The sequence below is a fragment of the Massilia sp. CT11-137 genome, assembly GCF_047302885.1.
Taxonomy (GTDB): Bacteria; Pseudomonadota; Gammaproteobacteria; order Burkholderiales; family Burkholderiaceae_D; genus Telluria; species Telluria orientalis.
The window spans coordinates 2006010-2023212 of record NZ_JBKYMP010000001.1 but is presented as its reverse complement, the minus strand read 5'-3'; the positions used below and the strand labels follow the sequence as shown (position 1 = coordinate 2023212).

Sequence of the window (17203 nt, the reverse complement as noted above, 5' to 3'; positions counted from 1 at the left end):
TTGGGAATATAAACTGTCGCTATCGATGGTTCCTGTTAAGCTGTGATCAATGACACTGAGACAGGAGAACACCATGAGCAACATCAATATCGGCATCAGCACCGAAGACCGCGCGAACATCGCCAACGCCCTGTCGCGCGTCCTCGCGGACAGCTACATGCTGTACCTGAAGACCCACAACTTCCACTGGAACGTGACGGGTCCGATGTTCCAGACGCTGCACATCATGTTCATGGAACAGTACACGGAACTGTGGAACGCGCTGGACAACATCGCCGAACGCATCCGCGCCCTCGGTCATTTCGCACCGGGCACCTATGCCCGCTTCGTGGAACTGTCGTCGATCAAGGAAGAAGCCGGCGTGCCGAACGCGCAGGAAATGATCCGCCAGCTGGTCGACGGCCAGGAGGCGCTGATCCGCACCGTGCGCGAGGCGTTCAAGATTGCCGACGAGGCCAATGACCAGCCGAGTGCCGGCATGCTGAGCGACCGCATGGAAATCCACGAAAAAAATGCGTGGATGCTGCGTTCGTTCCTCGAGAACGGCCAGGCGGCCTGATCCCGCCGCTTCTCCCGCAGACGCCCCCTGATCAGGGGGCGATGCGGCATCCTCTCTATTGCCGGTCGGAAGTTAACCGACAGCCCTGTCGGAATTCCCTGATTTCGGATGACGGGCCGGTTCAACTTGCGCTGCATCAATTGGCATAAATCAACGCTGCGTTTCAATGGCCTCCAGTGTACGAACTCGTGCACTTAAGACCGGGAATGTGTCGCTTTTTCGCGTCCCGTTTTGCAAACCTTTGGAGAACCGGATGAAATCAGTACGTGCCAATGATGCAGCCACCAACGCCAACACAGCCACAACCCAGGGCGCGCCCCGTAAAGTGGTCGCCCGCTATCCCATCGCCACGATCGGTTCGCGCACCCGCCGCGGTGGCGAAGTCGTGCTCGCGTCGAAGGGCGAGCACGCGGACGATTTCCGCATCGCCTGCGTCGGCGACCGGGTGCGCTATCCGGACGGCAGCGAGAGCGTGATCGTGTCGGGCGCCGGGCATGCGTCGACGTATGCGAACCGGCCGATTGCCCTCGTGGGCAGCCATATCGCGAACGGCGACCGCATCGTCGCGCGTGCGCAGAGCATCGGCGAGATCGTCGTCGTGGAAGGAGAACCGATTCCCGGCCTGCTGGAGCCGGGCTATGCGCCGCCGTCCGCTGTCGGGGCCGGCGCCTGATAGGGGCGACCATCGGCGTGCGCGGCTGCAATCAGGTGCGGCAGCGAACGCCGGCGGGCGCGAGTCTCTTGATTAATTGGGCGTGCCGCCGGCCGGACGGTGCAAGTCGATCACCTTCATGATGGCCAGCAGACTGTCGAGGCCCATCTCGCCGCGGTTCATGGCCGCGGCGAGCTGGTCGCGCGGCAGGCCGGCCGCGGCGGCCAGGTGGGTGAGGCCCGCGGAGCGTGCGACCAACCTCAGCGCCTCCGTCATGGTGTCGGGATCGCCGGCATCGAACGCGGCGGCGAGGTAGCCTGCGACGGCCTCGAGCGTGTCGAGGGCCGGCGGGGAAGATGCCGCGGGGGTCATGGCGTGCCCTTCTTGACCTTCGGCGGCGGTGGCGGCGGCGGCGGTTCCGTCATCATGACGGCCGGCTTCTCGTCCTTGCGCAATACCTGCACGAAGATCTCGTTCGACTTGATCATGCCCAGTTCGTAGCGCGCGCGTTCCTCGACGGCGCCGAGGCCATCCTTCAGGTCGCGCACTTCCGATTCCAGCTTGGCGTTACGGGCTTTCAGCTGCTCGGTCTTGGCACGGGACGCAGCCACCTGGGATTCCAGGTCGGCCACGGTAAGCCAGCCGCCCTTCCCCAACCACAGGGGATACTGGATCAGCAGCAGCAGAGCTGCCAGGGCAAGGGTGATGAGGCGCATGGATGAATACGGCTGGCGGGATGTCGACACGAGCCCGGCGAACGAACCCGTGTCCATACTACTCGCTTACTTCAGGTTGTAGAAAGCGTCGCGGCCCGGGTAGCTGGCGATGTCGCCCAGGTCTTCCTCGATGCGCAGCAACTGGTTGTATTTCGCCATGCGGTCCGAACGCGACAGCGAGCCCGTCTTGATCTGCAGGGCGTTCATGCCGACGGCGATGTCGGCGATGGTCGAGTCCTCGGTCTCGCCCGAACGGTGCGAGATCACGGCCGTGTAGCCCGCGCGCTTGGCCATCTCGATGGCGGCGAAGGTTTCGGTCAGCGTGCCGATCTGGTTGATCTTGATCAGGATCGAGTTGGCGATGTCCTTCTGGATGCCTTCTTTCAGGATCTTGGTGTTGGTGACGAACAAATCGTCGCCCACCAGCTGGACTTTCTTGCCCAGGGCGGCGGTCAGCGTTGCCCAGCCTTCCCAGTCGCCTTCGGCCATCGCGTCCTCGATCGAGATGATCGGGTACTTGTCGCACCAGGTCGCCAGCATGTTGGTGAAGTCCTGGGCCGACAGCTGCAGGCCGCCTTCGCCTTCCAGCACGTACTTGCCGTCCTTGTAGAACTCGCTGGCGGCGCAGTCCAGGCCGATGGCGATATCCTGGCCGGCCACGTAGCCTGCCTGCTCGATCGCTTGCATGATCAGCTTGATGGCTTCTTCATGGTTCGCGACGGACGGGGCGAAGCCGCCTTCGTCGCCGACGGCGGTGTTCAGGCCCTTGCTGTGCAGGATTTTCTTCAGCGTGTGGAACACCTCGGCGCCGTAGCGCACGGCTTCCTTGAACGACGGAGCGCCGACCGGGATGATCATGAATTCCTGGATGTCCAGGTTGTTGTCGGCGTGCGCGCCGCCGTTGATGACGTTCATCATCGGCACCGGCATCTGCATCGCGCCCGAACCGCCGAAGTAGCGGTACAGCGGCAGGCCCGCTTCTTCGGCGGCGGCCTTGGCGACGGCCATGGAGACGGCCAGCATCGCGTTCGCGCCCAGGCGGCTCTTGTTCTCGGTGCCGTCCAGGTCGATCAGGGTGCGGTCCAGGAATGCCTGTTCGTTGGCGTCCAGGCCCATGATGGCTTCGCTGATCTCGGTGTTGATGTTCTCGCAGGCCTGCAGCACGCCCTTGCCGAAGTAACGCTTCGGATCGCCGTCGCGCAGCTCGATGGCTTCGCGCGAACCGGTCGAGGCGCCCGACGGGACGGCGGCGCGACCCATCACGCCGGATTCCAGCAGCACATCGCACTCGACGGTCGGATTGCCGCGCGAGTCGATGATTTCGCGGCCGATGATATCAACGATAGCACTCATGGTTCTTTAATCTCCAGAAAGTAAGAATCGATACAGTCGCGCCAAGCCGCAGGGCGCGCCAATTAGTCAGTCGGGGTCAGAGCCCACCCGGGTAAACCGGGCTCTGACCCCGAATATCAGGAAAAATCGGATTCGATAAAGCCGGCCTTCTTGACGATACGGTCGAGGTCGACCAGGGTGGTCAGCAAATCCTTCATGCGGGCGAGCGGCACGGCGTTCGGGCCGTCCGACAGCGCGCACGCGGGATTCGGGTGGGTTTCCATGAACAGGCCCGACACGCCCGCCGCGACCGCGGCGCGCGCCAGCACGGGCACGTGCTCGCGCTGGCCGCCGGACGACGTCCCCTGCCCGCCCGGCAGCTGCACCGAGTGGGTGGCGTCGAACACGATCGGGCAGTTCGACTCGCGCATGATGGCGAGCGAACGCATGTCGGAAACCAGGTTGTTGTAGCCGAACGAGACGCCGCGCTCGCACGCCATGAACTGGTCGTCCGGCAGCCCCGCTTCGCGCGCGGCATTGCGTGCTTTCTCGATCACGTTCTTCATGTCGCCCGGGGCCAGGAACTGGCCCTTCTTGATGTTCACGGGCTTGCCGGAACGGGCGCAGGCGTTGATGAAGTCGGTCTGGCGGCACAGGAAGGCCGGCGTCTGCAGTACGTCCACGACGCTCGCGACGACCGGGATCTCTTCCTCGGTGTGCACGTCGGTCAGGACGGGCACGCCGATTTCCTTGCGCACGTCCGCGAGGATCTCCAGGCCCTTTTCCATGCCGGGGCCGCGGAACGATTTGCCGGACGAACGGTTCGCCTTGTCGAACGACGATTTATAGATGAACGGGATGCCCAGCGCCGAGGTGATCTCCTTCAGCTGGCCGGCGACGTCCATGGCCATCTGGCGCGACTCGATCACGCAGGTGCCGGCGATCAGGAAGATCGGCTGGTCGAGGCCGACGTCGAATCCGCACAGTTTCATGCTGCATCTCCTTGCAGTGCAGGCGTGTTTGCGGCCTGCTTGTTGCCGCTCGCTGCCTGGTGGGCCAGCGCGGCCTGGATGAACGACGAGAACAGCGGGTGGCCGTTACGCGGCGTCGACTTGAACTCGGGGTGGAATTGCACGCCCATGTACCACGGGTGGACACTCCTCGGCAGTTCCATGATCTCGCACAGGTCTTCGTTCGGCGTACGCGCCGCGACGACGAGGCCTGCGGCTTCGACCTTCGGCAGGTAGTAATTGTTCGCTTCGTAGCGGTGGCGGTGGCGCTCGGTCACGACGTTGCCGTAGATCTCGGCGGCCAGCGTGCCCGGGTTCACGGCGCAGGTCTGCGCGCCCAGGCGCATGGTGCCGCCCAGGTCGGAATTGACGTCGCGCTTCTCGACCTTGCCGTCGTGGTTCTGCCACTCGTTGATCAGGGCGACGACCGGCTGGTCGGTCTCCGGATCGAATTCCGTCGAGTTGGCGTTCGGCAGGCCGGCCATGTGGCGCGCGTACTCGATCAGCGCGACCTGCATGCCCAGGCAGATGCCAAGGTACGGGACCCGGTTTTCGCGGGCATAGCGGGCGGCCATGATCTTGCCTTCCACGCCGCGCTTGCCGAAGCCGCCCGGCACGAGGATGGCGTCGTACTTGGCCAGGTTGGCGCAGCCCGTCGACTCGATCTCTTCCGAGTCGATGTATTCGATGTTGACGCGGCTTTCCGTGTGGATGCCGGCGTGGCGCAGCGCTTCCGTCAGCGATTTGTACGACTCGATCAGGTCGACGTACTTGCCGACCATGCCGATCGTGACTTCGTGCTTCGGGTTTTCCAGCGTGTGGATCAGCTTCGTCCACATCGACAGGTCGGCCTTGGGCGCGTCGAGGCCGAGCGCGTCGAGGATGATGTCGTCCAGGCCCTGGTCGTGCAGCACCTGCGGCACCTTATAGATCGTGTCGACGTCCCACACGGAGATGACGGCCTGCTCTTCGACGTTGGCGAACAGCGAGATCTTGGCGCGCTCGTCGTCCGGGATGCGGCGGTCGGCGCGGCACAGCAGCGCGTTCGGCGAAATGCCGATCTCGCGCAGTTTCTGCACCGAGTGCTGCGTGGGCTTGGTCTTCAGTTCGCCGGCCGACGAGATGTACGGCACGAGGGTCAGGTGCACGAACGCGGCGCCCTTGCGGCCCTGGCGCAGCGACAGCTGGCGCGCGGCTTCGAGGAACGGCAGCGATTCGATGTCGCCGACGGTGCCGCCGATCTCGACGAGCGCGACGTCGACGCCTTCGGCGCCGCGGCGGATGTAGTCCTGGATCTCGTTGGTGATGTGCGGGATCACCTGCACGGTCTTGCCGAGGTACTCGCCGCGGCGTTCCTTGCGGATCACCGATTCATAGATCTGGCCGGTCGTGAAGTTGTTCACCTTCTTCATCCGCGTGCTGATGAAGCGCTCGTAGTGGCCCAGGTCCAGGTCGGTCTCGGCGCCGTCGTCGGTGACGAACACCTCACCGTGCTGGGTGGGGCTCATCGTGCCCGGGTCCACGTTGATGTACGGGTCGAGCTTGAGCATGGTGACTTTGAGACCGCGCGATTCGAGGATCGCGGCGAGGGAGGCGGCCGCGATCCCTTTACCCAGGGAAGACACGACGCCGCCAGTGACGAATACGAATTTGGTCATTGTGCAGAAGGTGCCGAACGGCACGCGCGGGAAATAGAAATTATACCTTAAACCTGCAAATACTTCCTCATTCCATCTTGGCAACATATTCCATTGCCAACAACAGGGAACTATGGCTACACTGGTGATCTTTCTTCCATGTCAAGAAAATCGGCCATGCACGCAACTGACGACAGTCCTTTCGATGAGCCGACTTCGCATGGCCTGTCGTTCTCCGGCAGCGGCGCCGAATACTTCCGCATCTGGATCGTCAACCTGATGCTGACGGTGGCCACGCTGGGCATCTACTCGGCCTGGGCCAAGATCCGCCGGCTGCAGTATTTTTACCGGAACACCCGGCTCGCCGGCGCCAGCTTCGACTTCCGCGGCGACCCGAAAGCGATCCTGCGCGGGCGCATCCTCGCCGTGGCGCTGCTGGCGGCGTATCACTACGCGTTCGGCTTTTCGCTCAAGGTGGGCGTCGTCACCGTCGCGCTGCTGCTGGCCGGCCTGCCCTTCATGATGCGGTCCGCGCTGCGCTTCCGCCTGTCGAACACGGTCTACCGCGGCCTGCCGTTCGGCTTTGCGGGCGGCATCAAGGAGGCCTACATCGTGTACTTCGTGCCGGTGGCGATCTTCGTGCTGCCCGGCGCGCTCGTCGCCCTGATGCCGGGGAATCCCGGCGTCGGCGCCATCTTCCTGCTGTACCTGTGCTGGCCGCTGATGCATGGCGCGATGAAAGCCTACCAGCACAAGCACCTGATGGCGGGCGACCAGCATGCCGCGTTCGGCCTCGACACGGCGGACCTCGCCAAGCCCTACGTGCGCGCATTCCTGATCGGCCTCGGCGTGATGGTGTTCGTCGGCCTGTCCATCGGCCTCTCGGTGTATTTGGCGCGCGGGCAAAAGTCGGCGGCGGCGTTCGCGGCGTTCCTCCCGGCCATCCTCGCCATCGTGCTCGCATATCTGACCATGCTGCTGATGGGGCCATACATCCTGGTACGCATGAACAACCTCGCCTGGTCGGCCACATCCTTCCCCGGCATCCGCATCACCTGCGCGATGCGGACTTGGCCCTATCTGCGCCTGCAGACGGTCAACGTACTGCTGACCCTGCTGACGTTCGGCCTGTTCCGCCCGTTCGCCGTCGTGCGCACGTGGAAATATCGCGTGGCCCACCTCACCGTCGACGCGCCGGACGGGTTCGAGCAGGCCGTGCTGGCGGCGCGGCGTCCACCCGCCGCCGCGGCCGGCGACGGCGTCGCCGACTTCCTCGGCGTCGACCTGTCGTGGTAAGGAGCTCATGATGATCGCCGCCCATTTCTTCGATGGCCACGACGCCCGCCTGCAACCGGTCGGCCTGGACGTACGCGATGGCCACCTGCACGTCGATGCGCCGGGGTTCGAACGCAGCTATCTCCTGGGAGACGTCGCGCTGGCCGAACCGTTCGACCAGGCGCCGCTCGTGCTGCGCCTCGGCGACGCCACCTGCGAAGTGCCGTACGGCCCGGGACGGCAGGCGCTGCTGGCCGCGCTCGGCTACCGCAAGAGCGCCGTCGAGCGCTGGCAGGCACGCTGGCCTGCCGCCCTCGCCGCCCTCGTCCTGCTGCTGGCGCTGCTCGGCGCCGGTTTCGTGTGGGGCGTGCCGGCCGCCGCCGAATTCATCGCCGCGCGCCTGCCGGCCTCGGTCGACACGAAGCTCGGCCAGGCCGCGCTGGCCGGCCTGGAAGCGCAGGGCATGCTGGCGCCGTCGCGCCTCTCGGACGACCGCATCGCCGACGTCGAAGCCCTGCTGCCCCGTGCGCTGCCCGCGCGCTCGCGCGTGCCCGTGCGCCTGCTCGTGCGCTCGTCCGACACCCTGGGCGCCAATGCGCTTGCGCTGCCGGACGGCACGATCATCGTGACCGACGCGATGGTCCGCCTCGCGCTCGACGACGACAACGAACTGGACGACGACGGCAAGGCCGCCCTGCTGGGCGTGATCGGCCACGAGGTCGGCCATATCGAACGGCGCCACGCGACGCGTGCGATGACGGGGTCGTCGCTGACGGCCGCGATGTCGGCCACGCTGTTCGGCGACTTCAGCGCCGTCGCCGCAGGCCTGCCGGCCGTGCTGACGCAGATGCGGTATTCGCGGTCGATGGAACTGGAAGCGGACGATGACGCCGTCGCGGTCCTGCGCCGCAACGGCCTGGAACCGGACGTGCTCGCCGACGCCCTGGAGGCACTGGAGCGCGCGCGTCCTGGCGAGGACAAACTGCCGCGCTGGCTGAAGAAATCGATGTCGTATCTGTCCACGCACCCCGACACCGTCGAACGCATCGCGCGCCTGCGCAAGACCGCCCGCTGACACCCGTTGTCAACCTCATCATGGCAGTTAACCGACATGCATCATGCTGTCACATGCGGGCAACATTATGGTGCTCATATGCACACTTTTTGGGCGCGGAATTCCATAAGGCAACAAAAAATTCTTTCCTGTACGTAGAATCAAGCCGGGAACTGATTGTTACCTCTTCCCCCATAACAATCACGCTTGAATCAAGGAAGAACAAGATGGGCTTTCTCGCCAATATGAATATTGCGAAACGTCTCGGCGTGGGCTTCGCCCTTGTGCTGGGCCTGACCCTCGTCATCGCGGCCGCCGCCGTCTGGCGCCTGAATGCGATCGCGGATGCGACGCGCGCGATGATGGCCGTCCCGCTGGCCAAGGAGCGCATGATGGAAGAATGGCATATGCAGACGTTCGCCGCCGTGCGCCGTACCGCGGCCATCGTCAAGAGCTCGGACCCCAGCCTCGTCGAATTCTTCAAGGCCGACGGCGTCAAGACCGCCAGCCGCTCGACCGAACTGCAGAAGCAGATCGAAGCGCTGGTCGACGGCGACGAGGAACGCGCGCTGTTCGGGCGCATCGGCGAACTGCGCAAGGCCTACACGTCGTCCAAGCAACGCGCCATCAAGGCCAAGGCCGCCGGCGACACCGCCGAGGCCGAGCGCATCCTGAACCAGGAATACGTGCCGACGTCGGAAGCCTACGAAGGCAAGCAGGCCGAGCTGGTCAAGATGCAGCAGAACCGCATCGACACCATCGCGAGGGAAATCGACAACGCCAGCCGCCACAGCGCGCGCATGATCATGATCGTCGCCGGCGTCGCCGTGCTGTTCGGCGCCGGCTGCGCGTGGGTGCTCGCGAATGCGATCGTCCGTCCGATCCGCCAGGCCGTGGACCTGGCCGAGAAGGTGGCCGCCGGCGACCTCACCCAGCACATCGACGCGAGCGGCACGTGCGAGACGGGCGCCCTGCTGCGCGCGCTGCGCAACATGAACGACAGCCTCGTCGCGATCGTCGCGCAGGTTCGCAGCGGCACCGATACCATCGCCACCGCGTCGGCCGAAATCTCGGCCGGCAACATGGACCTGTCCTCGCGCACCGAACAGCAGGCCGGCTCGCTCGGCACGACGGCCAGCACGGTCGAGGAACTGACGGGCACCGTGCGCCAGAACGCGGACAACGCGCGCCAGGCGAGCCAGCTGTCGATCGCCGCGTCGGAAATCGCGACGCAGGGCGGCGCCGTGGTCGACCAGGTCGTGCAGACGATGGGCGCGATCAACGATTCGTCCAAGAAGATCGTCGACATCATTTCGGTCATCGACGGCATCGCCTTCCAGACCAACATCCTCGCGCTGAACGCGGCCGTCGAAGCGGCGCGCGCCGGCGAACAGGGCCGCGGCTTCGCCGTCGTGGCGGGCGAGGTGCGCACGCTGGCCCAGCGCTCGGCCGCCGCGGCGAAAGAGATCAAGGCCCTGATCGTCGATTCCGTCAACAAGGTCGAGGACGGCACGAAGCTGGTCGACCAGGCCGGCATGACGATGAGCGAAGTGGTCGACAGCATCCGCAAGGTGAGCGACATCGTCGCCGAGATCGCCAGCGCCAGCGGCGAGCAGAGCACCGGCATCGAACAGGTCAACCACGCCATCGCCGACATGGATTCGTCCACGCAGCACAATGCCGCCCTCGTCGAGGAATCGGCGGCGGCGGCCACCGCGCTGCGCGACCAGGCCGACAAGCTGGCCGAAGTGGTCGCCCTGTTCCATATCGACGCGACAGCCATGACGGCACCGAAAGCCGCGCCTGCACCCGCTCCCTCGCGCGCCGTCGTGACCGTGAAGACGAGCGGCCGCAAGCCGGCGCCGAAAGCGGCATCGACCGAGGAGTGGGAAACGTTCTGAAGCCGTCCGTGCGTTCCCGGCCGAACCGGCGCGTCGGACTCGGGTTATCCTTGTGCTCCCGGACTGGAATGTGGCGAGGAGACGGAAAATGTCTTACGAGGAACGCGACGACTACGGCATGTACAAGAACAAGCACGGCAAGGGTCCGGGCCCGGAGCTGATGGGCGCGAACACCCTGATCGGCGACCACGTCCACAACCTGCAGAACGAGCACCTGGGCGTCATCAAGGAATTCATGGTGGACATGCGCACGGGTGCCATCGCCTACGCCGTGATGTCGTCCAGCCGCTTCCTCGGGCTGGGCGAAAAACTCTTCGCCGTGCCCTGGCAGGTGCTGACCTTGGACCCGCAGCACAAGCGCTTCACGATGGACATCCCCAAGGAACGCATCGCCAGCGCGCCCGGCTTCGATACCGACCACTGGCCGGACATGGCCGATACGCGCTGGATGGGCGAGGTGCACGCGTACTTCGGCACCTCGCCGGCCGTGGTCTGACCGGGCGACTTCGCCGACTTACGTCGTCCGATAATTGTCCAGGCTCGATTTGAGCTTGGCACCACAGCTCGTCACGTCGTCCTCGAAGGCGATCGAGACGCCATTGATGCGATGGTGCGGTGAACCGCTGGCGATCGTGCAACCGCTGTGCCCTTGAACTGGACAACTGCACGCGTCGCCGACGCAGGCCACGGGAATGCCATTCACCTTGAAATGGCTGGCACGGGCACTGATCACTTTTCCACCATGGGTGGTTGGGTCGCCTAGCCGAATCACATTACGCATGTTTGCCTCGATCAGTGCTGTGCATTCGCCTGGTCTTTCATAGCCGGACTTTCTTCTGCCCCGAGAACAGCGCCAACCGTCGGCGGCTTGTAGTTTTCGGAGTCAACAGCTGGCTTCACCTGGTGCTTGAACACATCCCGGCCCTCCTGCTTGCTCAGGGACGCCTCGGTCGGAGGGCTGATGAACACGATGCTTGCCCCTGCGGGGTCGCGCAGGTTGATCGCAGCCGACGTGCCTCCATGGATATAGCTGCCCATCACGCCCAGCGCCATCTGCATGAAGAACGTAGCGGCACCGGTATTGCCGAGGCGGCGATCGGTGTTGATGAATTGCGCCGTCTTACTTGTGTCGATCCCGGGCCCGCCCTGCGCGGCATAGGCATGCAGCACGCCTTCCAGGGCCGCCTGCTGGTCAACATGGTCGCCGAACGCACCGACGATCCGGGCCGGGCCTTTTGCGCGCTCCGCGTCAGGCAAGGTCTGCAACGCTTGCTGCCACCCGGCCTCAAGGATCTTCTGGCGGGCCTCGCGCCGCTTGACTGGCTCGCCGTGCTCGTCCTCGAACTTCACGAAGACAGGGCGGTGGATGTAGCCGAGCGAAGACAGGTTGTCGAAGGCTTCCATCTGGTTGCGGTTCCATGGGACGGGGAACCACGGGGTCGGCTTCCAGTCCTTGGGTGGATCGTTCATCCAGCGGCGGAAGGCGGCCAGCGAGATGTCGGCTTCATTCTTGTCGAAGACCGGGCGCTTGGCGAAGACGGCTACGGCCTTCAGCCATTCGGCGACAGTGGGATTGCGGCCGCCGTCGAATTGTTCCGGGTTGGCCAGTTTTGCCGGCGTTGGTGCTGACTCCTTCAAGTGGTAGTACATCCTTCGAAGATTTTCCTGCAGATAGTCGTTGGCCGGGTCGTCCCATACGTAAGGCCGCAACGGCTCGACCCGCTCGCGTCGCGCCAAGACGAAAACAGCCGTGGAATCGGGCATGTCAGGGATATAGTAGCCATCCCTGATGAGCCGCGGAGCCTCTGGCGGAAGATCGCCATCACGTGTGGCCGAGCTGTCGTCCGCCAGAAGGATGACATATGGCAGGTCCGGATGGCTGTCGAAAAACGCGAACACCTGTTCTAGCAACCGGTCGGGGCGTTCGCTCAGCTGCCATGGTCCCGTGACGAACAGATGCCATGCCATGCCAGTGGTTTCCGCGCTGGCGGCCAGTCCTGCGATCGGCCGAAGCTCGCTCGGTTGTTGCGCAGGATCGGGAATCGGACTTCCGGCATAAAAGCTGGGGACGCCCCAGAACATCGGGGATGAGTCGGCGCCGTTTTCCAACGCGTCGCAGGCACGTCCACCGCTCGCGCCAATCTTGTCGTTAGCCGCCCATTCGTATTTGTTAGGATCCTGCTCGCGGATGCTGGTGAAAGGCGTCCCCATCTGAAGGACGTCCCACAGCTTCCCCTGCCGGTATTTTTCGTAGGTCACCCCAAGGCCGATCACTTCCAGCACGTATTCGCGGCGTGCCTTCCCGGCACGCGCGGCGGCTTCCTGTTCCTGGAGTTGCTGGTTTTTCTGCTGCCACTCGCGCTCGCGCGCGTTAGCGGCAGATGAAGCGTAAAGCCATTTGCCACCAAACAGCAGGATGACCAACACTAGCGGCACACTGAACCAACGCATTCTATCCATCGTCGTCTCCACGCTGACTTTTGCCAGTTCCGGGTGCAAGACCCGAAAATCGAGCATCATCCACAACAGGCATACAAAGGGAAAAGCGATGACCGCACCGGCAAAATACCGCCACGTCGCGGGTCGCTTGACGTCACTCGCAACTCCGATCGCCGGACTGCTCATGACGTCACCTTCATGTCGCTCGTCTGGGTTACGCGTTTTCCGGCCGTGGTCTCGGACACGACGATCCCCCACAGTTTCCCCGTCAACAGCGGAAGGCATGGAGGCAGGTTGCCGAAGCTGTAGTACTTTGCGTTGCCCTCGATGAGCTCATGCCGCCACGGTGGTTCGCACTGGAGGTAGGCACCGAAATCGGTCACGAACTTCTCCCATCGCAATATGCCGGGACGGGGTTTTTCCTTTGAATCCGGCATCTTCAACCGCCAATCCGCCACCGCACACAAATACGCATAAAACCTGGGATCACTGGACGCCTTCCCGCTCCCGATCGCGACATCATAAGCGGTCACCTGGCTATGGTTCCTGGCGCTGTCAGCACGAGCGTGTGGCCAATAGCAGGCTCCTGTCCGGAGCGTGTCTCCTGGTCGGGCAAGCCGCTGCGGAACATCCACGCGACCCCTCGCCGCCACAGCAGGCGTCGGATGAATGCGGCATCAGATTCGTTGTGCTGCATGATCAGTTCGCGTTGCGGATGCTTGTTGTCGAGACCCTTAGCAACTTCCAGATCGAACGTCGCGCGCAGTACACCGCTGCGCGCGCGCCATTCAGACACCAGCGTCCTGACGACATCCAGTTCGCTCCGGTTACGAAACACACGCGTGTTGCTGCGACCTTCCATGACTGACATCGCATCGCGCATGACCAACTGGTACGTCGCGAGAGCGCCATCGCTTTGGCCGGATAGAGCCTCGGTGACGATCCCGCAGATGCGACGCAACTGGCCACGATCGGTCACGATGCGCAGTTCGGCGGGCACACCGATGAAATCCTTCAGCGCCAGGCTCGCGTCATCCGCCACGCACAGAATGCGATAAACAAAACCGCCGCAAATAGATTCACTGCCGAGCACACGTTGAGGCAATAGCACGTCATCACGTATGCCACCGGACCGAGACAGCGCAAGGCCTAGCGGACGTTCACGTGTGACGAGCCTGTACTCCGCCAATTCGATCGCCCGTCGCAAAACGCCTTTGCCCATTGGGAATCTCCTCGATGTCAACAGGCCATCCCGGCCAAATCGTGATCAGGAACTCAGGAAAGGCATAATGATTCACGCATGTCAGAGGTCTCATCATGCGTTGGCGCAATTTCAGTGGTGAAACCACAGGACATGGCGCACTACCAAGGCTGCCCAACACATGGGCGGTAGGGCGCTATTTCCGCCGGTTGTATGAACCGGCGGAGCTGGCAGGACATTGCGCCCCGCCGTTGTTTACTTCTTCGGCGGCATCAGGTCGAGCAAAATCGCCGTCTCGGCCTTGATGGTATTGACGACGGTCGGCTTGAAGTCCGGCGCCCACTGCGGCGAGTGCGTACCCGGCAGCGGCTGGCCGGCCTTCTTCGCGGCGTCCAGGCGGGCGGCGTCGACGGCGCCCACGTGCAGCAGGATCGCCTTCACGCCCGGTTGCTGGCCATACTGCGAAAAATCTTCCGACGTCATCTTCGGCGGCATCTCCTTCACGAACTCGGGGCCCACCGCGCCCTGCACGGCCTTCACCATGCGGGCCAGCGTCTCCGGATCGTTGTAGACCGAATCCGTACCCGGCTTCACTTCCACCAGCGGTTCCTTCGGCGCGCCGGCGGCCATCGCTTCGCCCTTCGCTTCGCGCGCGATGCTGGCCAGCACGCGCTTGCGCACTTCCGGCTTGAAGGTGCGCACGGACAGCTGCAAGGTCACCTGGTCGGGAATGATGTTCGCCTGCGTGCCGCCGTGGATGCTGCCCACGGTGATCACGACCGGGTCGATCGGGTTGTTCTCGCGCGAGACGAGCGTCTGCAGCGCCAGCACGATGCGCGACGCCATCACGATCGGGTCGCGCGCCTCGTGCGGTACCGCGCCATGGCCGCCCTGGCCGAACACGGTGATGCTGACGACGTCGGACGACGCGCGGAACGGACCGGCGTGGTACATGATCGTACCGGACGGCATGGACGCGTCGTCATGGAACGACAGCGCGTAATCCGGTTTCGGGAAGCGCGTGAACAGGCCATCCTTCAGCATCGCGCTGGCGCCGTTCACCGGCTCCTCGGACGGCTGGCCGACGAGCATCAGCGTGCCGCTCCAGGCCTTGCGGTTCCCGGCCATCAGGTTCGCGGTGCCGTACCACGCCGACATGTGCAGGTCGTGGCCGCAGGCGTGCATCACGGAGACGGTGTCGCCGGCGGCGTTCTTCGTCGTGACCTTGCTGGCGAACGGCAGGCTCGTTTTTTCCTGGACCGGCAGTGCGTCCAGCTCGGTGCGCAGCATCACGGTCGGGCCGGGGCCGTTGCGCAGGATGGCGACGACACCGGTGCCGCCGACGCCGGTCGTGACGTCGAAGCCCAGCGCCTTGGCGCGCTCGGCCAGCTTGGCCGCGGTCTGGTGTTCGTTGAACCCGAGCTCGGGGTTGCGGTGCAGGTCCTGGTACAGCGTTTCGATGGCCGGGTAGCTGGCGTTCAGCTGTTCGGCGAACGGCGCGGGCAGCGCGGCGGCGCCGGCGGCCTGGGTGCCGATGACGCCCGCCAGGAACAGGGTGGTGCGGAGAATGCGGGAAGATTTCATGGGTATCCGTGAACAAAAAAAACGGGTGGACGATGCCGCCACCCTTTTTTACGCTAACAGATGCGTCCAAATGCGACAATGGATCGTTTAACAATTCCCATAGGCAGCCTGTGGAAACTACGTAGTGGAGTGTTGCGTAAAAGTTTCTTTACAGAATTTATTTTTCCAAGTGGAAAATATGATGCGTACAATATGCCCCTTCGTTTCACAAGGACTCACGATGGGACTCATTGCAAACATGAAGATCGGCCGACGCCTCGGCCTGGGCTTCGCCCTCATCCTCGCGATGACGGTGGCGATCGCCGCGGTCGGCGCGTGGCGCCTCACCGAAGTCGCCAACGCGACCAAGGCCATGATGGCCGTGCCGCTCACGAAGGAACGCCTGATCACGGACTGGTACAGCCTGAACTACGCGTCGATCCGCCGTACCGCCGCCATCGTCAAGAGCACCGACCCGTCGCTCGGCCCGTACTTCAAGGACGACGCGGCGGCCTCGGTGAAGCGCGCCGCCGAACTGCTCAAGCAGATCGAACCGCTGATCGCGGCCAGCGGTCCGGAACATGACCTGTTCGCGCAAATCGTCGAACAGCGCAAGACGTACAGCGCGTCGCGCGACGGCGCCGTCAAGGCCAAGGCCGACGGCAACGCGGACGAAGCCGCGCGCATCCTCGACCAAGCGTTCACGCCGGCCGCCCAGAAATACCAGGCACTGCTGCAAGACCTCGTCGTCATGCAGCGCACCAGCATGGATGCCACCGCCGCCGCGATCGATGCCGACGCGACGCTCAGCACCCGCCTGATCGTCATCTTCAGCAGCTGCGCGCTGGCGCTGGGCGCCCTCGTGTCGTGGCTGCTCACGCGCGGCATCGTGCTGCCGATCCGCGCCGCGGTGGCCGTGGCCGAGACGGTGGCGGCCGGCGACCTGACGCATACGATCGAAGCGCATACGCAGGACGAGACGGGCGCCCTGCTGCGCGCCCTGCGCCACATGAACGACAGCCTGGTGGGCATCGTCAGCCAGGTGCGCGGCGGTACGGACACCATCGCGACGGCTTCGCGCGAGATCAGCGCGGGCAACCTCGATCTGTCGGCCCGCACCGAGCAGCAGGCCGGCGCGCTGGAAGAGACGGCCGCGTCGATGGAAGAACTGACGACGACCGTGCGCCAGAACGCGGACAATGCGCGCCAGGCCAACCAGCTCGCCATCGCGGCATCAAGCATCGCCACGCAGGGCGGCGCCGTGGTCGGCGAAGTCGTCACGACGATGGGCGCCATCAACGCGTCGGCCAGCCGCATCGCCGACATCATCGGCGTCATCGACGGTATCGCCTTCCAGACCAACATCCTCGCATTGAACGCGGCCGTGGAAGCGGCGCGCGCCGGCGAACAGGGACGCGGCTTCGCGGTCGTGGCGTCGGAAGTGCGCAACCTCGCGCAGCGCTCGGCCGCCGCGGCGAAGGAGATCAAGGACCTGATCGCCACGTCGACGGCCAACGTGGACGCGGGCACGAAGCTCGTCGACCAGGCCGGCGCGACGATGGAACAGGTGGTCGGCAGCATCCGCCGCGTGACCGACATCATGGCCGAGATCACGAGCGCCACGCAGGAGCAGACGGGCGGCATCGAGCAGGTCAACCAGGCCATCGGCCAGATGGACCAGGTGACCCAGCAGAACGCGGCGCTCGTCGAGGAAGCGGCGGCGGCCGCCGCGTCGATGCAGGAGCAGGCGGCGACGCTGGCCGAAGTGGTCGGCGTGTTCAAGGTCGAGCGCGGGTTCAGCCTGGCTGCGCCGGTGGCGGCAAGGCCCGTCGCACGCCCCGCCCTGCCGGCGACCTTCTGACCC

17 protein-coding genes are annotated in these 17203 nt (G+C 64.5%); 7 read left to right on the top strand and 10 right to left on the bottom strand.

Features of this window, described 5'->3' with window-relative positions; translation table 11 throughout:
- Positions 1-73: 73 nt before the first annotated feature.
- Both ACEN98_RS09075 and ACEN98_RS09070 read left to right on the top strand, forming a co-directional pair.
- Entirely contained in the window at positions 74-559 is a 486-nt protein-coding gene (locus ACEN98_RS09075) for a Dps family protein (RefSeq protein WP_413383617.1), read from the top strand.
- Positions 560-812: 253 nt separating this feature from the next.
- Positions 813-1232, top strand: coding sequence for a PAAR domain-containing protein (locus tag ACEN98_RS09070; protein ID WP_413383615.1), 420 nt, complete (start codon positions 813-815; stop codon positions 1230-1232).
- A gap of 72 nt (positions 1233-1304) precedes the next feature.
- Here ACEN98_RS09070 and ACEN98_RS09065 read toward each other — a convergent pair whose 3' ends face one another.
- The 5 genes from ACEN98_RS09065 to ACEN98_RS09045 form a co-directional block, all read right to left on the bottom strand.
- Positions 1305-1583, bottom strand: coding sequence for a DNA-binding protein (locus ACEN98_RS09065; RefSeq protein ID WP_413383613.1), 279 nt, complete (start codon positions 1581-1583; stop codon positions 1305-1307).
- Positions 1580-1927 carry a cell division protein FtsB gene (gene ftsB / locus ACEN98_RS09060; protein ID WP_413385967.1) on the bottom strand — a complete coding sequence of 116 codons (348 nt, stop codon included), beginning with the start codon at positions 1925-1927 and terminating at the stop codon, positions 1580-1582. The genes ACEN98_RS09065 and ftsB overlap by 4 nt, the downstream gene beginning before the upstream one ends.
- A 66-nt stretch (positions 1928-1993) precedes the next feature.
- Entirely contained in the window at positions 1994-3280 is a 1287-nt protein-coding gene (gene eno, locus ACEN98_RS09055; RefSeq protein ID WP_413338017.1) for a phosphopyruvate hydratase, read from the bottom strand.
- Between the two features lie 116 nt (positions 3281-3396).
- Positions 3397-4251, bottom strand: a complete 855-nt coding sequence (gene kdsA / locus ACEN98_RS09050) for a 3-deoxy-8-phosphooctulonate synthase (RefSeq protein ID WP_413383611.1) — start codon at positions 4249-4251, stop codon at positions 3397-3399.
- Positions 4248-5927 (bottom strand): CTP synthase, encoded by a 1680-nt coding sequence (locus ACEN98_RS09045; RefSeq protein WP_413383609.1) that lies wholly within the window; start codon positions 5925-5927, stop codon positions 4248-4250. The genes kdsA and ACEN98_RS09045 overlap by 4 nt, the downstream gene beginning before the upstream one ends.
- Positions 5928-6083: 156 nt before the next feature.
- Here ACEN98_RS09045 and ACEN98_RS09040 point away from each other — a divergent pair, with 156 nt between their 5' ends.
- From ACEN98_RS09040 to ACEN98_RS09025, 4 genes are all read left to right on the top strand, one after another.
- On the top strand, positions 6084-7202 hold the full coding sequence (locus ACEN98_RS09040; protein WP_413383607.1) for a YjgN family protein: 1119 nt from the start codon (positions 6084-6086) through the stop codon (positions 7200-7202).
- Between the two features lie 7 nt (positions 7203-7209).
- Positions 7210-8256, top strand: a complete 1047-nt coding sequence (locus ACEN98_RS09035) for a M48 family metallopeptidase (protein WP_413383605.1) — start codon at positions 7210-7212, stop codon at positions 8254-8256.
- A 206-nt stretch (positions 8257-8462) separates the two neighbouring features.
- Positions 8463-10136: a methyl-accepting chemotaxis protein gene (locus ACEN98_RS09030; RefSeq protein WP_413383603.1), complete on the top strand. Its 1674-nt coding sequence runs from the start codon at positions 8463-8465 to the stop codon at positions 10134-10136.
- An 88-nt stretch (positions 10137-10224) separates the two neighbouring features.
- On the top strand, positions 10225-10632 hold the full coding sequence (locus ACEN98_RS09025; protein ID WP_413383601.1) for a PRC-barrel domain-containing protein: 408 nt from the start codon (positions 10225-10227) through the stop codon (positions 10630-10632).
- Between the two features lie 18 nt (positions 10633-10650).
- Here ACEN98_RS09025 and ACEN98_RS09020 read toward each other — a convergent pair whose 3' ends face one another.
- From ACEN98_RS09020 to ACEN98_RS09000, 5 genes are all read right to left on the bottom strand, one after another.
- Positions 10651-10917 (bottom strand): PAAR domain-containing protein, encoded by a 267-nt coding sequence (locus tag ACEN98_RS09020; protein WP_413383599.1) that lies wholly within the window; start codon positions 10915-10917, stop codon positions 10651-10653.
- An 11-nt stretch (positions 10918-10928) separates the two neighbouring features.
- Positions 10929-12761, bottom strand: coding sequence for a DUF2875 family protein (locus ACEN98_RS09015; RefSeq protein WP_413383597.1), 1833 nt, complete (start codon positions 12759-12761; stop codon positions 10929-10931).
- Complete coding sequence (locus ACEN98_RS09010) at positions 12758-13108, bottom strand: DUF3274 domain-containing protein (protein WP_413383594.1); 351 nt, start codon at positions 13106-13108, stop codon at positions 12758-12760. Before ACEN98_RS09010 ends, ACEN98_RS09015 begins: the two co-directional genes overlap by 4 nt.
- Complete coding sequence (locus ACEN98_RS09005) at positions 13105-13797, bottom strand: contractile injection system protein, VgrG/Pvc8 family (protein WP_413383592.1); 693 nt, start codon at positions 13795-13797, stop codon at positions 13105-13107. Before ACEN98_RS09005 ends, ACEN98_RS09010 begins: the two co-directional genes overlap by 4 nt.
- A 234-nt stretch (positions 13798-14031) precedes the next feature.
- Positions 14032-15360, bottom strand: coding sequence for an amidohydrolase (locus ACEN98_RS09000; RefSeq protein WP_413383590.1), 1329 nt, complete (start codon positions 15358-15360; stop codon positions 14032-14034).
- A gap of 220 nt (positions 15361-15580) precedes the next feature.
- Here ACEN98_RS09000 and ACEN98_RS08995 point away from each other — a divergent pair, with 220 nt between their 5' ends.
- Positions 15581-17200, top strand: a complete 1620-nt coding sequence (locus ACEN98_RS08995) for a methyl-accepting chemotaxis protein (RefSeq protein ID WP_413383588.1) — start codon at positions 15581-15583, stop codon at positions 17198-17200.
- Positions 17201-17203: the final 3 nt, after the last annotated feature.